The sequence below is a fragment of the Ruegeria sp. O11 genome, assembly GCF_056535285.1.
The window spans coordinates 734301-746762 of the sequence record NZ_JBQERS010000001.1 but is presented as its reverse complement, the minus strand read 5'-3'; the positions used below and the strand labels follow the sequence as shown (position 1 = coordinate 746762).

Annotated in this window: 13 protein-coding genes and 1 tRNA gene; 4 read left to right on the top strand and 10 right to left on the bottom strand. The window is 55.0% G+C overall.

All coding sequences use genetic code 11. The features are described 5' to 3' along the window. The first annotated feature begins 27 nt into the window (after positions 1-27). A complete protein-coding gene (locus ACRZ91_RS03740) occupies positions 28-330 on the top strand; it encodes a putative quinol monooxygenase (RefSeq protein WP_480902704.1) in 303 nt (100 codons plus the stop codon). Positions 331-334: 4 nt separating this feature from the next. Here the strand turns inward: ACRZ91_RS03740 and ACRZ91_RS03735 are convergent, their stop codons facing one another. Both ACRZ91_RS03735 and ACRZ91_RS03730 read right to left on the bottom strand, forming a co-directional pair. Then, positions 335-760, bottom strand: coding sequence for a VOC family protein (locus tag ACRZ91_RS03735; protein ID WP_170777137.1), 426 nt, complete (start codon positions 758-760; stop codon positions 335-337). Positions 761-791: 31 nt separating this feature from the next. Next, positions 792-1397, bottom strand: a complete 606-nt coding sequence (locus tag ACRZ91_RS03730; RefSeq protein WP_480902702.1) for an rRNA large subunit pseudouridine synthase E — start codon at positions 1395-1397, stop codon at positions 792-794. A 212-nt stretch (positions 1398-1609) separates the two neighbouring features. Between ACRZ91_RS03730 and ACRZ91_RS03725 the strand changes: the two genes are divergently transcribed. Next, complete coding sequence (locus ACRZ91_RS03725) at positions 1610-2197, top strand: HNH endonuclease (protein ID WP_010440254.1); 588 nt, start codon at positions 1610-1612, stop codon at positions 2195-2197. Positions 2198-2200: 3 nt separating this feature from the next. On the opposite strand, the gene ACRZ91_RS03720 is transcribed toward ACRZ91_RS03725, so the two are convergent. Both ACRZ91_RS03720 and ACRZ91_RS03715 read right to left on the bottom strand, forming a co-directional pair. After that, on the bottom strand, positions 2201-2662 hold the full coding sequence (locus ACRZ91_RS03720) for a disulfide bond formation protein B (RefSeq protein ID WP_480651449.1): 462 nt from the start codon (positions 2660-2662) through the stop codon (positions 2201-2203). Continuing rightward, entirely contained in the window at positions 2659-3237 is a 579-nt protein-coding gene (locus ACRZ91_RS03715) for a YqaA family protein (protein ID WP_170470517.1), read from the bottom strand. Before ACRZ91_RS03715 ends, ACRZ91_RS03720 begins: the two co-directional genes overlap by 4 nt. Positions 3238-3382: 145 nt before the next feature. Here ACRZ91_RS03715 and ACRZ91_RS03710 point away from each other — a divergent pair. Beyond that, positions 3383-3468 (top strand) — tRNA-Leu (locus tag ACRZ91_RS03710). A 270-nt stretch (positions 3469-3738) separates the two neighbouring features. Here ACRZ91_RS03710 and ACRZ91_RS03705 read toward each other — a convergent pair. The 3 genes from ACRZ91_RS03705 to ACRZ91_RS03695 are packed head-to-tail and all read right to left on the bottom strand — an operon-like array spanning position 3739 to position 7821. Next, complete coding sequence (locus tag ACRZ91_RS03705; protein ID WP_480902699.1) at positions 3739-4773, bottom strand: lipocalin-like domain-containing protein; 1035 nt, start codon at positions 4771-4773, stop codon at positions 3739-3741. Continuing rightward, on the bottom strand, positions 4763-7177 hold the full coding sequence (locus ACRZ91_RS03700; RefSeq protein ID WP_480902697.1) for an FtsX-like permease family protein: 2415 nt from the start codon (positions 7175-7177) through the stop codon (positions 4763-4765). Before ACRZ91_RS03700 ends, ACRZ91_RS03705 begins: the two co-directional genes overlap by 11 nt. Further along, positions 7174-7821 carry an ABC transporter ATP-binding protein gene (locus ACRZ91_RS03695; protein ID WP_480902695.1) on the bottom strand — a complete coding sequence of 216 codons (648 nt, stop codon included), beginning with the start codon at positions 7819-7821 and terminating at the stop codon, positions 7174-7176. Before ACRZ91_RS03695 ends, ACRZ91_RS03700 begins: the two co-directional genes overlap by 4 nt. A 157-nt stretch (positions 7822-7978) precedes the next feature. Here ACRZ91_RS03695 and ACRZ91_RS03690 point away from each other — a divergent pair, with 157 nt between their 5' ends. Continuing rightward, on the top strand, positions 7979-8413 hold the full coding sequence (locus ACRZ91_RS03690; protein WP_480903375.1) for an ion channel: 435 nt from the start codon (positions 7979-7981) through the stop codon (positions 8411-8413). Here ACRZ91_RS03690 and cls read toward each other — a convergent pair. The 3 genes from cls to ACRZ91_RS03675 all read right to left on the bottom strand — a co-directional run bounded on the left by cls (position 8410) and on the right by ACRZ91_RS03675 (position 12460). Further along, positions 8410-9822, bottom strand: a complete 1413-nt coding sequence (gene cls / locus ACRZ91_RS03685; RefSeq protein WP_480902692.1) for a cardiolipin synthase — start codon at positions 9820-9822, stop codon at positions 8410-8412. The genes ACRZ91_RS03690 and cls overlap by 4 nt on opposite strands. Before the next feature lie 23 nt (positions 9823-9845). Beyond that, positions 9846-10820: an HAD family hydrolase gene (locus ACRZ91_RS03680; protein WP_480902689.1), complete on the bottom strand. Its 975-nt coding sequence runs from the start codon at positions 10818-10820 to the stop codon at positions 9846-9848. A 71-nt stretch (positions 10821-10891) separates the two neighbouring features. Then, positions 10892-12460 (bottom strand): arylsulfatase, encoded by a 1569-nt coding sequence (locus ACRZ91_RS03675; RefSeq protein ID WP_037321012.1) that lies wholly within the window; start codon positions 12458-12460, stop codon positions 10892-10894. Positions 12461-12462: the final 2 nt, after the last annotated feature.

Below are 12462 nucleotides of genomic sequence, written 5' to 3'. Positions count from 1 at the left end.
TCTGGGCGTCTACTAAAGGAGCATTTGATGCTGATCGTGACAGGTATTGTGGAAGTTGCCGAAGAAGGCGTCGAAAAAGCCTCGGTTGCTGCGCAGAAAATGGTCGCGGAAACCCTGAAAGAGCCAGGATGCATGATCTATGAGTTCAGCCAAGTTCTGGGCCATGCGACCCGGTTTCGGGTTTATGAAGAGTGGCAGGATCAGACTGCGCTGGAAGCCCACTTTGCGACCCCGCATATGGCCGCGTTTCAGGCTGAATTGGGTGAGGTCGGCGTGACCTCAAGCGAGATCTACCGCGTGATCGGGGGCGAAACGCAGCCGCTGCGCTAGCCGGTCAGTCCCACAACCAACCTTCTGAGAACTCGACCGAATTGCCCGCCGGGTCTCGCACATACAGCGACAAGGCCCCATTGGGCCAGTCAAATTCGGCGTCGATAGGGATGTTCCAGTCCAACAGGTGCTTGCGCATCACTGCGATCTCGTCGCGGGTGAGGACAAGACATACGTGACCGGGGCCGCGAGCGCCATGTGGTGGGACCGGAAGTTCCGGGTTGCTCGGCGGTTTTTCGGTCTCGTCGGCAATGAACAACAACAGGACTGACCCGCCGATCCGATAGAAGACATGGCGGTTGGTTGCACGCTGAATCTTTTCGAGGCCCAGTATTTGACCGTAGAAATCCTCGGCCGCGTCCAGATCGTCGACATAAAGTGCGGCTTCAAGGATCGCCGACGGGGCAGGAATGTCTGGTGTAACTTTCATGCCGTAAGTATATCACATCACGCAGTTTTTGTCATCGACGCGGACGTCGGTCGCGTTTGCGCGCTGGCGCTGCACTTATAGAAGGCATCGGCAGGCTGTCCCACTGACCGGGGTCGAGGCCGTCCAAATACCAGTCGCCGATCCGTGCACGGATCAGGCGCAGTGTTGGATGTCCGACTGCTGCGGTCATCCGGCGAACCTGACGATTGCGGCCCTCGCGTATGGTCAGTTCGACCCAACTGTCCGGTACGGTCTGGCGGACACGTATCGGCGGGTTTCGCGGCCATAAGCCTTCGGGCTCGTCAATCAGACGCGCCTTGGCAGGGCGTGTCAGCCCGTCCTTTAGCTCAATCCCATCGCGCAGTGCCTTCAGCACGGCCCCATCCGGGATACCCTCGACTTGAACCCAGTAGGTCTTGGCCATCTTGTGCTTGGGATCGGATATCTGTGCCTGCAACTTCCCATTGTCGGTCAGCAGCATCAAACCTTCGCTGTCCCGATCCAAACGCCCGGCAGGATAGACGCCGGGCAGATCGATGAAATCCGACAGCGTGCTGCGAGGTGAATCCGCATTGGCGCGGTCTGTGAACTGCGGCAACACATCATAAGGTTTGTTAAAGCGGATAAACCAGGACATGCCCCCGCCATACCGCCCGGACCACGGCAGCGCAACCTGTGGATAAATGTTACTTATCTGTTACGGAATCGGCCCAAGCATTACTCGAGATGTTGTGTAAAATCGGGACTTGTCAGAGTTTTAACACGATATATAGTTAAGTTAAGGCCGGGGCGGGTGTTCCCCGCTCTGATGTCACAAACGGGCAGTACAGAGCGAGGAGCGATTCTGTTATGGACGGAGACTTCAGGACCGAATTTGTCAGGGAACCCGGTGCGCTAAGGCATCATCCGGCATTGGTTCTGAACGCCGATTATCGCCCGCTTTCGTATTACCCGTTATCCCTGTGGCCCTGGCAAGAGGCGATCAAGGCGGCCTGGTTGGACAGGGTGGATATTGTGGCCGAGTACGACGAGGTCGTCCGAAGCCCGAGCACCGAAATTCGAATACCTTCGGTCGTTGTCCTGAAAGATTATGTAAAACCCAGAAAGCGCGTGGCCTTCACGCGCTTTAATTTATTTTTGAGGGACGAATTCAAATGCCAGTACTGCGGAAGCCGCGGAGAACTGACCTTTGATCACGTCGTCCCGCGCGCTGCCGGAGGTGTGACCAGTTGGCAGAACGTCGTGGCAGCCTGCAGCCCCTGCAATCTGCGCAAGGGGTCAAAGTCACTTCGACAAGCCAGAATGTCCCTGAGCAAACCGCCGCGTCAGCCGGACGCTGAAGCCCTTAGAAATATTGGCCGTAAGTTTCCACCTAACCATCTGCATGATAGCTGGATTGATTTCCTATACTGGGATGCCGAATTGGATCAGCAATAACACCTAACGCACGCGCCAAGCTGCGATCCAGACCAGGACCAGACCCGCCGAGATCAATCCATTCCAACCGGCCATTGATATCCCGAACATTTCCCATGGAATTTCATCACAGCGCGCTAATGGAGCGGACATGATCTGGTTCATCAGCTCTTCGGCGCTGAGACCTCCAATATCACCAGAAGTGCATGTTGATGGGCCTTCCCACCAGCCTTGTTCGACACCCGCATGATAGAATCCGACCCCTGCGGTTGTGGCTGCCGCAAGGGCTCCCAACAGGGGCAATGGTCGAATGCCCGGAAATGTGAATGCGAGCACACCCAGAACGATCGCCGCGCCGTGTGGATAGCGTTGCCAGATGCACATTTTGCATGGCGCAAACCCGCCGATGTATTGAAATCCCCAAGCACCTAGCAATAGGGCGGCCGAACCTGTGGTTGCAATAAGTATGAGCGTTTTCTTGGTCATAGGTATTTCACAACAAGGAAGCCACCAAACAGCAGCACGATGAACAAGGTGAACATCAGACCCAACCGCTTTTCGATGAAATCGCGGATTGGCTCACCAAATTTCCACAGCAGTCCGGCAACAAGGAAGAACCGCAATGCGCGTGCCAGAATCGAAGTGGCAATGAAAGTCCCCAGCGGCATCCCGGTCCAACCGGACATGATTGTGATGACCTTATAGGGGAACGGAGTTACCCCGGCTGCGAGCACGGCCCAGAAACCGAAATCGTTGAAGCGGGTGTTAAATTCTTCCATCGCGTGGGCCTTGCCCATGGCTTCGAGAATTGGCTGCCCGAGGCTCTCGTAGAAGAATGCTCCGATGGCATAACCCAGCATTCCGCCCAGCACAGATGCCACCAAGGCAACGGTGGCGATCAGCCAGGCGCGCGATGGTCTCGCGATGATCATCGGAATCATCAGGACGTCGGGTGGAATCGGAAAGAAGGAGCTTTCAACAAAGGCCACAATGGCCAGTGCCCACAGCGCATGAGGATGTTCGGCCAGACGAAGGGTCCAGTCATAAAGTGGTCGTAACATAAAGAACTGTTGTCCTGATAACTGTTGTTGCAAGGCAAACCACGCACCTGCCTGACCGTCAACCTCCGTCGCCGAAACAATCGATGCTCTGGTTGTTTTTTGCCTCTGGACCTTCCTGCGCTTGAGCGCTAATCCATTGTTCGTGGCCCAAGTGGCGGAATGGTAGACGCAGGGGATTCAAAATCCCCCGGTAGTGATACCGTGCCGGTTCGAGTCCGGCCTTGGGTACCAAAGTAAAAACAGTAGGTTAGGGGAACCGGCCTGCTGTTTTTTCTTTTTGGCGATTTTGTTTTGTCACAGAGAAAACTCGCAATCCTGCGCTAGTCGGTAAATTGGCGATATCAAGATACATTATTCGGTGATCGGTTAGACGTTCAGAAAATCGAATCTTTTGAGTGTTCGGTAAATATCTTATTTTGTTTGGTATTCGTCGTATTGGTTTGAGTATCGAATGCTCTCCATGGGCATCTCGACAGATCTTCAAAGGTAGTTGGTTCTTATTCAATACCCGGTCATTTCCAGATACCCCCGTCCTAAATGGCTGCCAGAGATCGTGACAGGGCCTTCCCAATACTCGAACCGAGTCCCCATCCAGGCTTTGGGCGTCAGGGCCGATGCAACTACATCAATACCTTTCTCAGGTAGTGATATTTGCCATCTGGTAGGTATATCGCGCTGAGCGACGCGATTTGTTGCCAGCGGTGTCAATAATACCGAACCGTCCGGCAGAGATGTTGTTTGTCCATCTGCCTCGATCCATGTGGCAGCGGTAAAATCCCCACGTTCCCCACGCAGGCGAAACGCCATCAATTTGTCGCCGCTGTCAAAGCTGAGCGAAAACCAGTCCCAACCGCTTTGATCTTCGGCCAAAGGTTGCGAGGACCATTCGCGGTCCAGCCAGCCCTGCCCAGTCACTTCGATGTCTTGATTTGGCAGGTGAAGGATACCTTCTACTGTGTAGAATGGCTGTGAATAATAGTAGCTGGCCTGCCCATCGGCAGATTTCACGGAATATCCCCTGTCCCCGTGGAACACAAATGGGCCTTGCGCTTGTAGGCTTAGGTCGTAACCAAAGTCTGATCCTGACGCGCTTAGACTCAATTGGGTTAAATCACCTCCACGCATATGCCACTCGTCGATCCAGGCTTCGAAAGGTTGGGCGGTGACACCGGCCTGTCCGATACCTCCACGGGATAGCCGTTCCGCGAAATAGTGCGTGTCTGATGTTGTTGCGGCTGCGTGACCCATCCAGATCTGAGGGCTTTGCCAGCCCTCTGACTCAGTTGGTTTCAGGGCCGACCGGAATAAAGTCCATTGAACACCATAGTCATTGCCTTCTGCGTCTTTGAGATTTGCAGTCAGATACCACCATTCAATCCGGTAAGAAGGGTGCGGGCCGTGATCTTTCGGGAACTGGAATTGGTAACCTGCTTCAGGCCGCGCAAACCCTTCGGCATTACCTCCCAGTCCGGCATAGCCTTGTGCCCAACTAGCTATGGGGAACATTAAGAATAGGAAGAAAGCTCTAACGTTCATTGGCAAAAACCTGTAGCAAAGCCGCAGGTGGCAGGCGGAGCAATCGCCAGGCAGGCCAAGCTGCGGCAAGGGTTGCAGCAATCAATGTCAGCAGAAACAGCACCAGCCAATCACTCGGAAACAGATGCATAGGCAGACGCCAACCGAATGCCTGTACGTTGATCACGGCCAACAATACCCAGGCCAATATCAGCCCGAGCGGCAAAGCCAGACAGGCAGTTAAAGCAGCAAGCAGAGCGCTGCGCAAAAGTTCCAGCTGGGCAAGTTTCGAACGTGTCAGGCCCAACGCCCAAACCGGCGCGACCTGAGGCAAGCGTTGGGTCCACAACGTCAGCAAACTGGTCAAGATCGCAAATCCTGCGACGCCTAAGGTCAGCACGTTCAGGGCTGAGGTGATGACAAAAGTTTTCTCAAAGATAGCAAGCGACCGGGCCTTCATGGCAGCTTGTTGCACTACGGCCGTGGGCGACAGTTCAAACTGGGCACGCAACGCTTGCGCCAACTCCGTGGCTTGCTCTGGCGCAATGCGGATTCCAAAGCGCCGGGTTTCCGTATCCGGAGCTATCCGATCCAGCATTGGCATTGATACGATCGCCTGTCCGGTTGGGTTCCCGTAGTCGGAATAGACCCCGCTTATGGTCAGAATATGATCCGGCGTGATCGCCACCGTATCTCCTGGCCACAAATTCGCACGGCGGGCAAGTTGTTCGTTGATCAGGATTGCGCCCCGGTTCAGGACGCTGTCCCAGACATCAGGTTCTTTGGCGATCAGTGGCCAGTTTTGGCGATAGCTTTGGTGATCAACGATCCCATACAGGAAAAGCGGTCCGGTTTCGTGCGGTATCTCGGTGCTGCGGATCGGAAGGATTGCTGAAGTTCTTGGTGCAAGCCATTCAGTAATAGCCTCAGCTTGGGTTTCATCCGCAGCGGTCACGTAAAGCTCCGAAGTTAGACGTTGATCCAGCCATCCGGTGAAGGTCAGGCGGAAACTGGAAACCATGGTTCCAACTCCGATATTTGCCGCCAGCGCCAGCAATAGGGCCATTAGCGCCAAGGAAAGCCCGGGCAGTTGCGCGCGCATATCGGCAAGAACCCATTGTGTGACCGGCTTTTTTGCCTTTTGGATCAACAGGCCCAACACAGCTGAAATGAAGAGTGGCAGTACCAATGCAGCCCCAGTCAGCACCCCGGCGAGCAGTGCAAATCCGGCAATAAGTCCGCCGAAAGTAAAGTAGGCAATGATACCCAAAGCAATCAAAGCGAATCCAAATCCGCCAGAAATCCAGGCAGATATCTTTCCGCCTCCCCAGGCCTGCAATCCGGGTCCGGAGAGTATGGGCATGCGGGAAAGCCGCCAGAGCGCTTGCCCGCTTGCAGCCAGAGTGCCACCTGTTGCCATGGCAAGACCTGCGGCGACCCATTGAGGGCGCAGTGACATTTGCCCGTCGATTGGTGCTCCATAGAGGCCGCGCAAGGTCGAAGCGACGTCTGGAAGAAGCGCGCCGGCCAGGAAATATCCCAGCACAAGCCCGAATAGGCCTCCGATCAAAGCCAGCAACAAAAGTTCACCCAGAACAATCCCGATCAGGTTCCGCATCGGAAGACCCAAGGCCCTTAGTGTTCGGATTGTGCCGCGCCTCTGCGCGAAAGCTAGACCGACGGTACCGTGGACGATGAACAAACCAACTGCGAATGACAGCAGACCAAAAGCGGTCAGGTTCAGGTGAAAACTGTCAGTGAGTTGGGCGGTATCCAATTGTGAAGATGGTGCAATACGCTGCAGTTCAGGTGCGATTTCCGACAGAGGTGGCAATTTGCGAGGCTGATCCGGCAAAATTATCAGTCGGGATATTTGATTGGGGCGGTTGAGCAGTTGCTCGGCTACTCCGATATCTGTCAGGGCCAGATCAGGCTGTAGCGCGCCGCTGGTAAGAATTGGTGGAAATCGGTCAGCGGATTGAAATACCTGCGAAAGTTGAGGCGACATCAGGAGCCGTCCCGGAGCTGTCAGCATATCAGCCGGATCTGGCGCATTGGTGCTTTGCTCGAGTTGCATAATGGCGGGCAGGGCAGGATAAGCGACCATATCCACGCCCATTAGGCGTATTGAACGGCCATTTACGCGCAGTGTGCCCTCGAGCACCGCGGCCACCTGCCAGCCTGCGCGCCTGAGTTCCGTATATCGAGACAGAGGGATCATGGACCCGGTCGCGCGCAGCTCGTCAAACTGTCCAATGGCAAGCTGTGCGCTGGCGCGCTCATAACTGGCACGCGCCTCGGCGTTGATCGCTTGTACCGCCGACCAGAGGCAGGTCGCCAGCGCGATGCCGGTCAGAAGGGTCAGCAACTGCAACGGATGCGCGCGCCAATGGGACAGCAACGCCTGGACTGCAGCGCGTGTCATTCGATCCGTCCGCCCGTCAGATGGGCACGACGGTCCAGTCTGCTGGCGATCTCGTTCGAGTGAGTGACCAGCAAGAGGCCGGCCCCTGTATCGGCCACCAATGAAAGCATCAGATCCAACACTACCGCGCTTGCTGTCTCATCCAGATTACCCGTCGGTTCATCGGCCAGCAGTAATCGCGGCCGGATCGCCATGGCCCGCCCGATGGCAACGCGCTGTTGCTGCCCACCCGATAGCTGTTCAGGGTAGCGGTTCCGCAGATCGACCAGTCCAAGACGCTTGGTCAGATGCTCGATCCACTCTGGGTCCTCACGTTCAGCAAGTCGCGCGTGGATTGAAAGGTTTTGAGCGATGGTCAGCGACGGGATCAGATTAAACTGTTGGAACACCAATGACAGCGTATTTCGGCGCAAGGCAGCACGCTCAATGTCATTCAGAGAGGACATGGGCCTTCCATCTAGGTTGATTTCCCCGCCATCGAACCCATCCAAAGCGGCAACCAAGTGCAGCAAAGTGCTTTTGCCGCTGCCGCTTTCCCCGGTCAGCGCCAGGGTCTGGCCTTGTTCCAAGGTCAGCGAGACATCATTCAGGACCGGGCGTCCGCCGGGATAGGATTTTTGGACGTGATCAATCGATAGCAACATTTGAACACTCATTCGTTCTGTCACAATGTGCAGCGCAACGAAACAGTGTCCAGAGCAGAGATCGGTTCTATTCGCCGCAGCCCGCACATTGAGGGCGGGGTTGTCCAGCGCGCGCGAAAGTTCCATGCTGGCTGCAATCGGAACAAAGGCCATCTATATGACATTGTCGCAGCAGATTATTTGGGGCAGCTTTTACTTAGGTATTTGTTTTCTGATCGAAATCATGCTGCTGACATGGTGCGTTCTGGTCATTCGCAAACTCGTCGAAAGATGGGAGACCCGGAGCACGATCCTGGCAACTGCGGGCCCCATCAGCGTAGCGCTTATGTTCATTGTGCTTACCCATACGGTACAAGTTTGGATCTGGGCGATTGTATGGGTGTGGGGCGACGTGCTGCCGGATTGGAATTCGGCCCTTTATTTCTCGTTGGTGACCTTCACGACGCTGGGTTACGGAGACATCGTATTGGGCGAAGGCTTGCGTATTTTCGGCGCTTTCGCCTCGGTTACTGGACTTCTTGCCTTTGGGCTGTCTACGGCATTCCTCGTCGCCATGATGACGCGAGTGTTTGAAGAACGGTTCCTGAACTAAAGTATCGGCGCGAACAATCGCGCGATTGGCGCGAAAAACCGGATGTGAAACGGCTGCTGAGGCAGGTCGCGTGTCAACTCGTAGCTAGAATGGAAATCGGTTTCCAGCATGTCAGATACAGCGCCTGCCGCGCGGGGATCAAAAAACAGCGCCATCGCCTCAAAGTTCAGGCGGAAAGACCGGTTGTCCAGATTGGTGGTACCAACAGCTGCCAGTGTATCGTCAACGACAAACACTTTCTGATGCATAAATCCATCGGTATAGCGAAACACACGTGCACCGCAGTCGCGAATTTCATCGAAATAGGCAAATGCCGCTAGCCAGGGCAGGCGATGGTCGATGACATCCGGCACGAGAATCCGCACATCTACGCCACGCAACGCCGCGTGTTGCAACGCGGTCATGATGTCGATGTCGGGCACAAAATAAGGTGAGGCGATCCAAAGCCGTTTCTTGGCCTCGGTGATGGCAGAAAAGAACATCATCGCGCCGGTTTCGGTATCATCGCCCGGACCAGTAGCGACCAGCAACGCGTTCATATCCTGTTCAGATTCGCTGCCTGCCCAATCGAGCTTATCGATCAGGTCTTCGTTGCGTGCCCAGTGCCAATCTTCGGTAAAGATTAGTTGCAACTGCCGCACAACATGACCGGTCATCTTAATATGCGTGTCCCGCCAACGCCCGAACCGAGGGCTTTGCCCCAGATACTCGACACCAACGTTGTGGCCGCCGATGAAGCCTGTCTCACCGTCAATGATCACGGTCTTTCGATGGTTGCGATAATTGAGTTGAAAGCGGAAGTTCGGCCCGCGCTGTTCGCGCGGATCAGCCACATCCACACCCGACCCGCGCAGTGTTTCCAGATAGCTCGACGGCAGGCCATAGCTGCCTACGGCATCAGTCATAAACCGAACATGAACGCCGCGTTTGACCGCTGCAATCAGCCGATCTTGTACTTTGCGCCCCAGCTCATCATCGCGCACGATGTAGAATTGGATCAGGACATAATTCTCTGCCCCGTCGATTGCGTCCAGTATTGACTGAAAAGTGGCATCACCATCAATCAGTAGTTCGGCTCCGTTGCCGCGTGAGACGGGTAGGTGGGCCAGAGCCTCGAATGGCCGCGGATTGATGCGCATCGTCTTAGGATCAGGTTTCGAGTAGTCGGCAAAGGTTTTGATCCCTTCCACCACACGTTCGCTTTCCTGTCGCGCGATGCGATAGCCTTTGAAGCGGTGGTGCCCCAGAAACAGATAGAACGGAACGCCAAACACCGGCGCAGACAGCAGGAAAACCACCCACCCAACTGCACCCTGAGGTGTACGCGCCGTTTGCGCAGCGCGCACGGCAAAGACGACCGCTAGGCAATAGAGAGCAAACAGAAAAAACGAAACGAGCAATGTCCACATGGGCGCGCAATGATCCGGTTTGTTTAGTTGGCCCCAGTGTAGATGCGCGGCCAGTCATTGGCCATATCAACGATGACCCACCCCATATCAGGGCCTTTATCCAACCCGTCGACAAGACGCCCGATCGGGCTTTCACGGTCATAGGCCCACTCGCGGGCAGCATCCGTATGATGGATCAAAACACCCAGCCGGGGCCCGTCTCCTGAAGTGGTCCACTCAAGCATAGCAAAATCGCCGTCCGAGTTTCCTGCAGCGAATATCGGGCGCTTTCCGATGGTGCGTTCGATATTGATCGGCTTGCCTTCTTTATCATCGATGAAGGCTATGCCAGGAGCCTTATTTATCACTGGGGTGCCGTTAACGCTGTCATAGGTGGTCTCACCGTAGGTGCCCAGAATTTGTTCGGGGGGAATGCCATATGCCTCTTCCGCGAAGACGCGCATGAAGTGCAGCCCACCGCCCGAGACGATGTATGTTTTGAAATCTTCATCCCGCAGATAGCGCAACAGCTCGACCATCGGCTGATAGGTCATCTGGTCGTAAGGCAGATCGGTCTTCGGGTGTCGTGCAGTATCGAGCCAATCGGCGACCGACGCCTGGAAAACTTCTACGCTGCTGCCGGAATGCGACGCGTTAACCACTTCGATCAGAGCGTCGTGCCCGCCTTCAAGAATGGTTTGCAGATCACCCTCGGCGGCCGCTTTCAGGGCTGGGGTCGATAAGATCGATGGGTCTTGTTCAGCAAGCTCTGCCAGTTGGTCCATGGCAAAAATGAACTGAAAATAGACCGGTTGTTCGGCCCAGAGCGTGCCGTCATTGTCAAACACCGCGATCCGGTCGGCGGGGGTGACATAGTTCGGCCCTCCTGGATCTGTGACGTTGCCTATGAACTCAATAATCGTATTTTTTGAATCAGAATCGTTCCAACTCGGAAGTGGGTCTGCGAACAGTGTGAGGGGGGTGCAGCTGAGCACGGCAGCTAGAGCGGCGTATCGCATATGACTCTCGACATTTTCAAAAAGGAAAAGGCCGCCCTGTAGAGGGCGACCCTAAGAGTTACATTCAAGGCCTAATTGTTGGTCGGTGTTGTTAGCTTCTCCATAACCTGATCCAAGTTGAAGCTGGCCGCTTTCTGACGTGGTGGGAATTCCTGGAATGTGCTCAGGAAACTACCAACATACTGCTGCGCTGGAACTAGGAAATAGGCTCGGTCCAACAGCCAATCGTAATAGGTGTTAGAGGTCCGGTAGGCTCGCTCATACGGATCACGGCGCAGGTTGACGATCAAGGGTATGCGCAGCTCGGTCCAAGGTTCGATCCAGGCCCGCAGAGTTGCCCAGGCTTTCTGCTCCAGGAATATTAGCTTCCAGTCTTCGAAGCGCAGCGCCGTTAGGTCTCCGTCATCCGAGAAATAGAAAATCTCTTTGCGAGGACTTTCGGCAGTCTCACCAGTCAAAAGAGGCAGGATGTTATAGCCATCCAAGTGTACCTTGTATTCGCGCCCCATACCAGACGAGCTATAACCTGCCTTCAGCTTGTCTTTAATTTCGGGATCACCGGCGACCGCGAGGTATGTTGGCAACCAGTCCATGTGGTGCACGATCTCGTTGGTGACAGATCCGGCTTCGATCTGACCGGGCCAGCGGACCATCGAGGGAACGCGCCATCCGCCTTCCCAGTTGGTGTTCTTTTCACCCCAGAACGGCGTTGCGGCCGCATCGGGCCATGTGTTCATGTGCGGACCGTTGTCTGTGGAATAGTGAACTATGGTATTGTCGGCGATGCCAAGCTCGTCCAGCAGATCCAGCAGCTGACCCACATGCATATCATGTTCGATCATGCCTGCGGTGTATTCATCCGCAACGCGACCTGAGATTTCATTGGCTTTTGCGCGCATCTCGTCTTTGACGTGGGTACGGAAATGCATGCGGGTACCATTCCACCAGACATAGAAGGGTTGCCCTTGCTCATGTGCCCGCTTGATGAAATCAATCGCCGCCGCCACGGTTTCGTCATCAACAGTTTCCATGCGTTTGCGGGTCAAGGGGCCCGTATCTTCAATGGTACCATCTGACTTTGATTTGATAACGCCGCGCGGCCCATACGCCTCGCGGAAGGTGCGGCCATCAGCCAATACCCGGTCACCCGGATAGTCCTCGTTTTCTGGTTCTTCTTCAGCATTCAAGTGATAGAGATTGCCAAAAAACTCATCAAAACCGTGGTTTGTTGGCAGGTGCTCATCCTTGTCTCCAAGATGGTTTTTGCCAAACTGACCAGTGACATAACCGTGGTCTTTCAACAAACCAGGTATGGTTGGGTCTTCGACCTGCATGCCAAGATCAGCCCCCGGAAGACCGACCTTCGACAGGCCTGTCCGGAACACGGACTGTCCCATGATATAGGATGAGCGACCAGCAGTGCAGGATTGCTCACCATAGTAATCGGTGAAGATCATGCCCTCATTGGCCACGCGATCGATATTGGGTGTCTGATATCCCATGAGGCCCATGGTGTAGGCTGAGATATTCGATTGCCCAATGTCATCGCCCCAAATCACAAGAATATTAGGTTTTTGATCCTGCGCCCAGGCGGGCAGTGCAAGCGCAACAGCAACGGTTGCCACTGCGAACTTGCGCATCG

What these genes read in the sequence shown, in the direction of transcription:
- ACRZ91_RS03675 (WP_037321012.1), bottom strand. Translation starts at nt 12,460, where the DNA reads ATGCGCAAGTTCGCAGTGGCAACCGTTGCTGTTGCGCTTGCACTGCCC.
- ACRZ91_RS03735 (WP_170777137.1), bottom strand. Translation starts at nt 760, where the DNA reads ATGAAAGTTACACCAGACATTCCTGCCCCGTCGGCGATCCTTGAAGCC.
- ACRZ91_RS03690 (WP_480903375.1), top strand. Translation starts at nt 7,979, where the DNA reads ATGACATTGTCGCAGCAGATTATTTGGGGCAGCTTTTACTTAGGTATT.
- ACRZ91_RS03705 (WP_480902699.1), bottom strand. Translation starts at nt 4,773, where the DNA reads ATGAACGTTAGAGCTTTCTTCCTATTCTTAATGTTCCCCATAGCTAGT.
- ACRZ91_RS03720 (WP_480651449.1), bottom strand. Translation starts at nt 2,662, where the DNA reads ATGACCAAGAAAACGCTCATACTTATTGCAACCACAGGTTCGGCCGCC.
- ACRZ91_RS03730 (WP_480902702.1), bottom strand. Translation starts at nt 1,397, where the DNA reads ATGTCCTGGTTTATCCGCTTTAACAAACCTTATGATGTGTTGCCGCAG.
- ACRZ91_RS03680 (WP_480902689.1), bottom strand. Translation starts at nt 10,820, where the DNA reads ATGCGATACGCCGCTCTAGCTGCCGTGCTCAGCTGCACCCCCCTCACA.
- cls (WP_480902692.1), bottom strand. Translation starts at nt 9,822, where the DNA reads ATGTGGACATTGCTCGTTTCGTTTTTTCTGTTTGCTCTCTATTGCCTA.
- ACRZ91_RS03740 (WP_480902704.1), top strand. Translation starts at nt 28, where the DNA reads ATGCTGATCGTGACAGGTATTGTGGAAGTTGCCGAAGAAGGCGTCGAA.
- ACRZ91_RS03700 (WP_480902697.1), bottom strand. Translation starts at nt 7,177, where the DNA reads ATGACACGCGCTGCAGTCCAGGCGTTGCTGTCCCATTGGCGCGCGCAT.
- ACRZ91_RS03715 (WP_170470517.1), bottom strand. Translation starts at nt 3,237, where the DNA reads ATGTTACGACCACTTTATGACTGGACCCTTCGTCTGGCCGAACATCCT.
- ACRZ91_RS03695 (WP_480902695.1), bottom strand. Translation starts at nt 7,821, where the DNA reads ATGTTGCTATCGATTGATCACGTCCAAAAATCCTATCCCGGCGGACGC.
- ACRZ91_RS03725 (WP_010440254.1), top strand. Translation starts at nt 1,610, where the DNA reads ATGGACGGAGACTTCAGGACCGAATTTGTCAGGGAACCCGGTGCGCTA.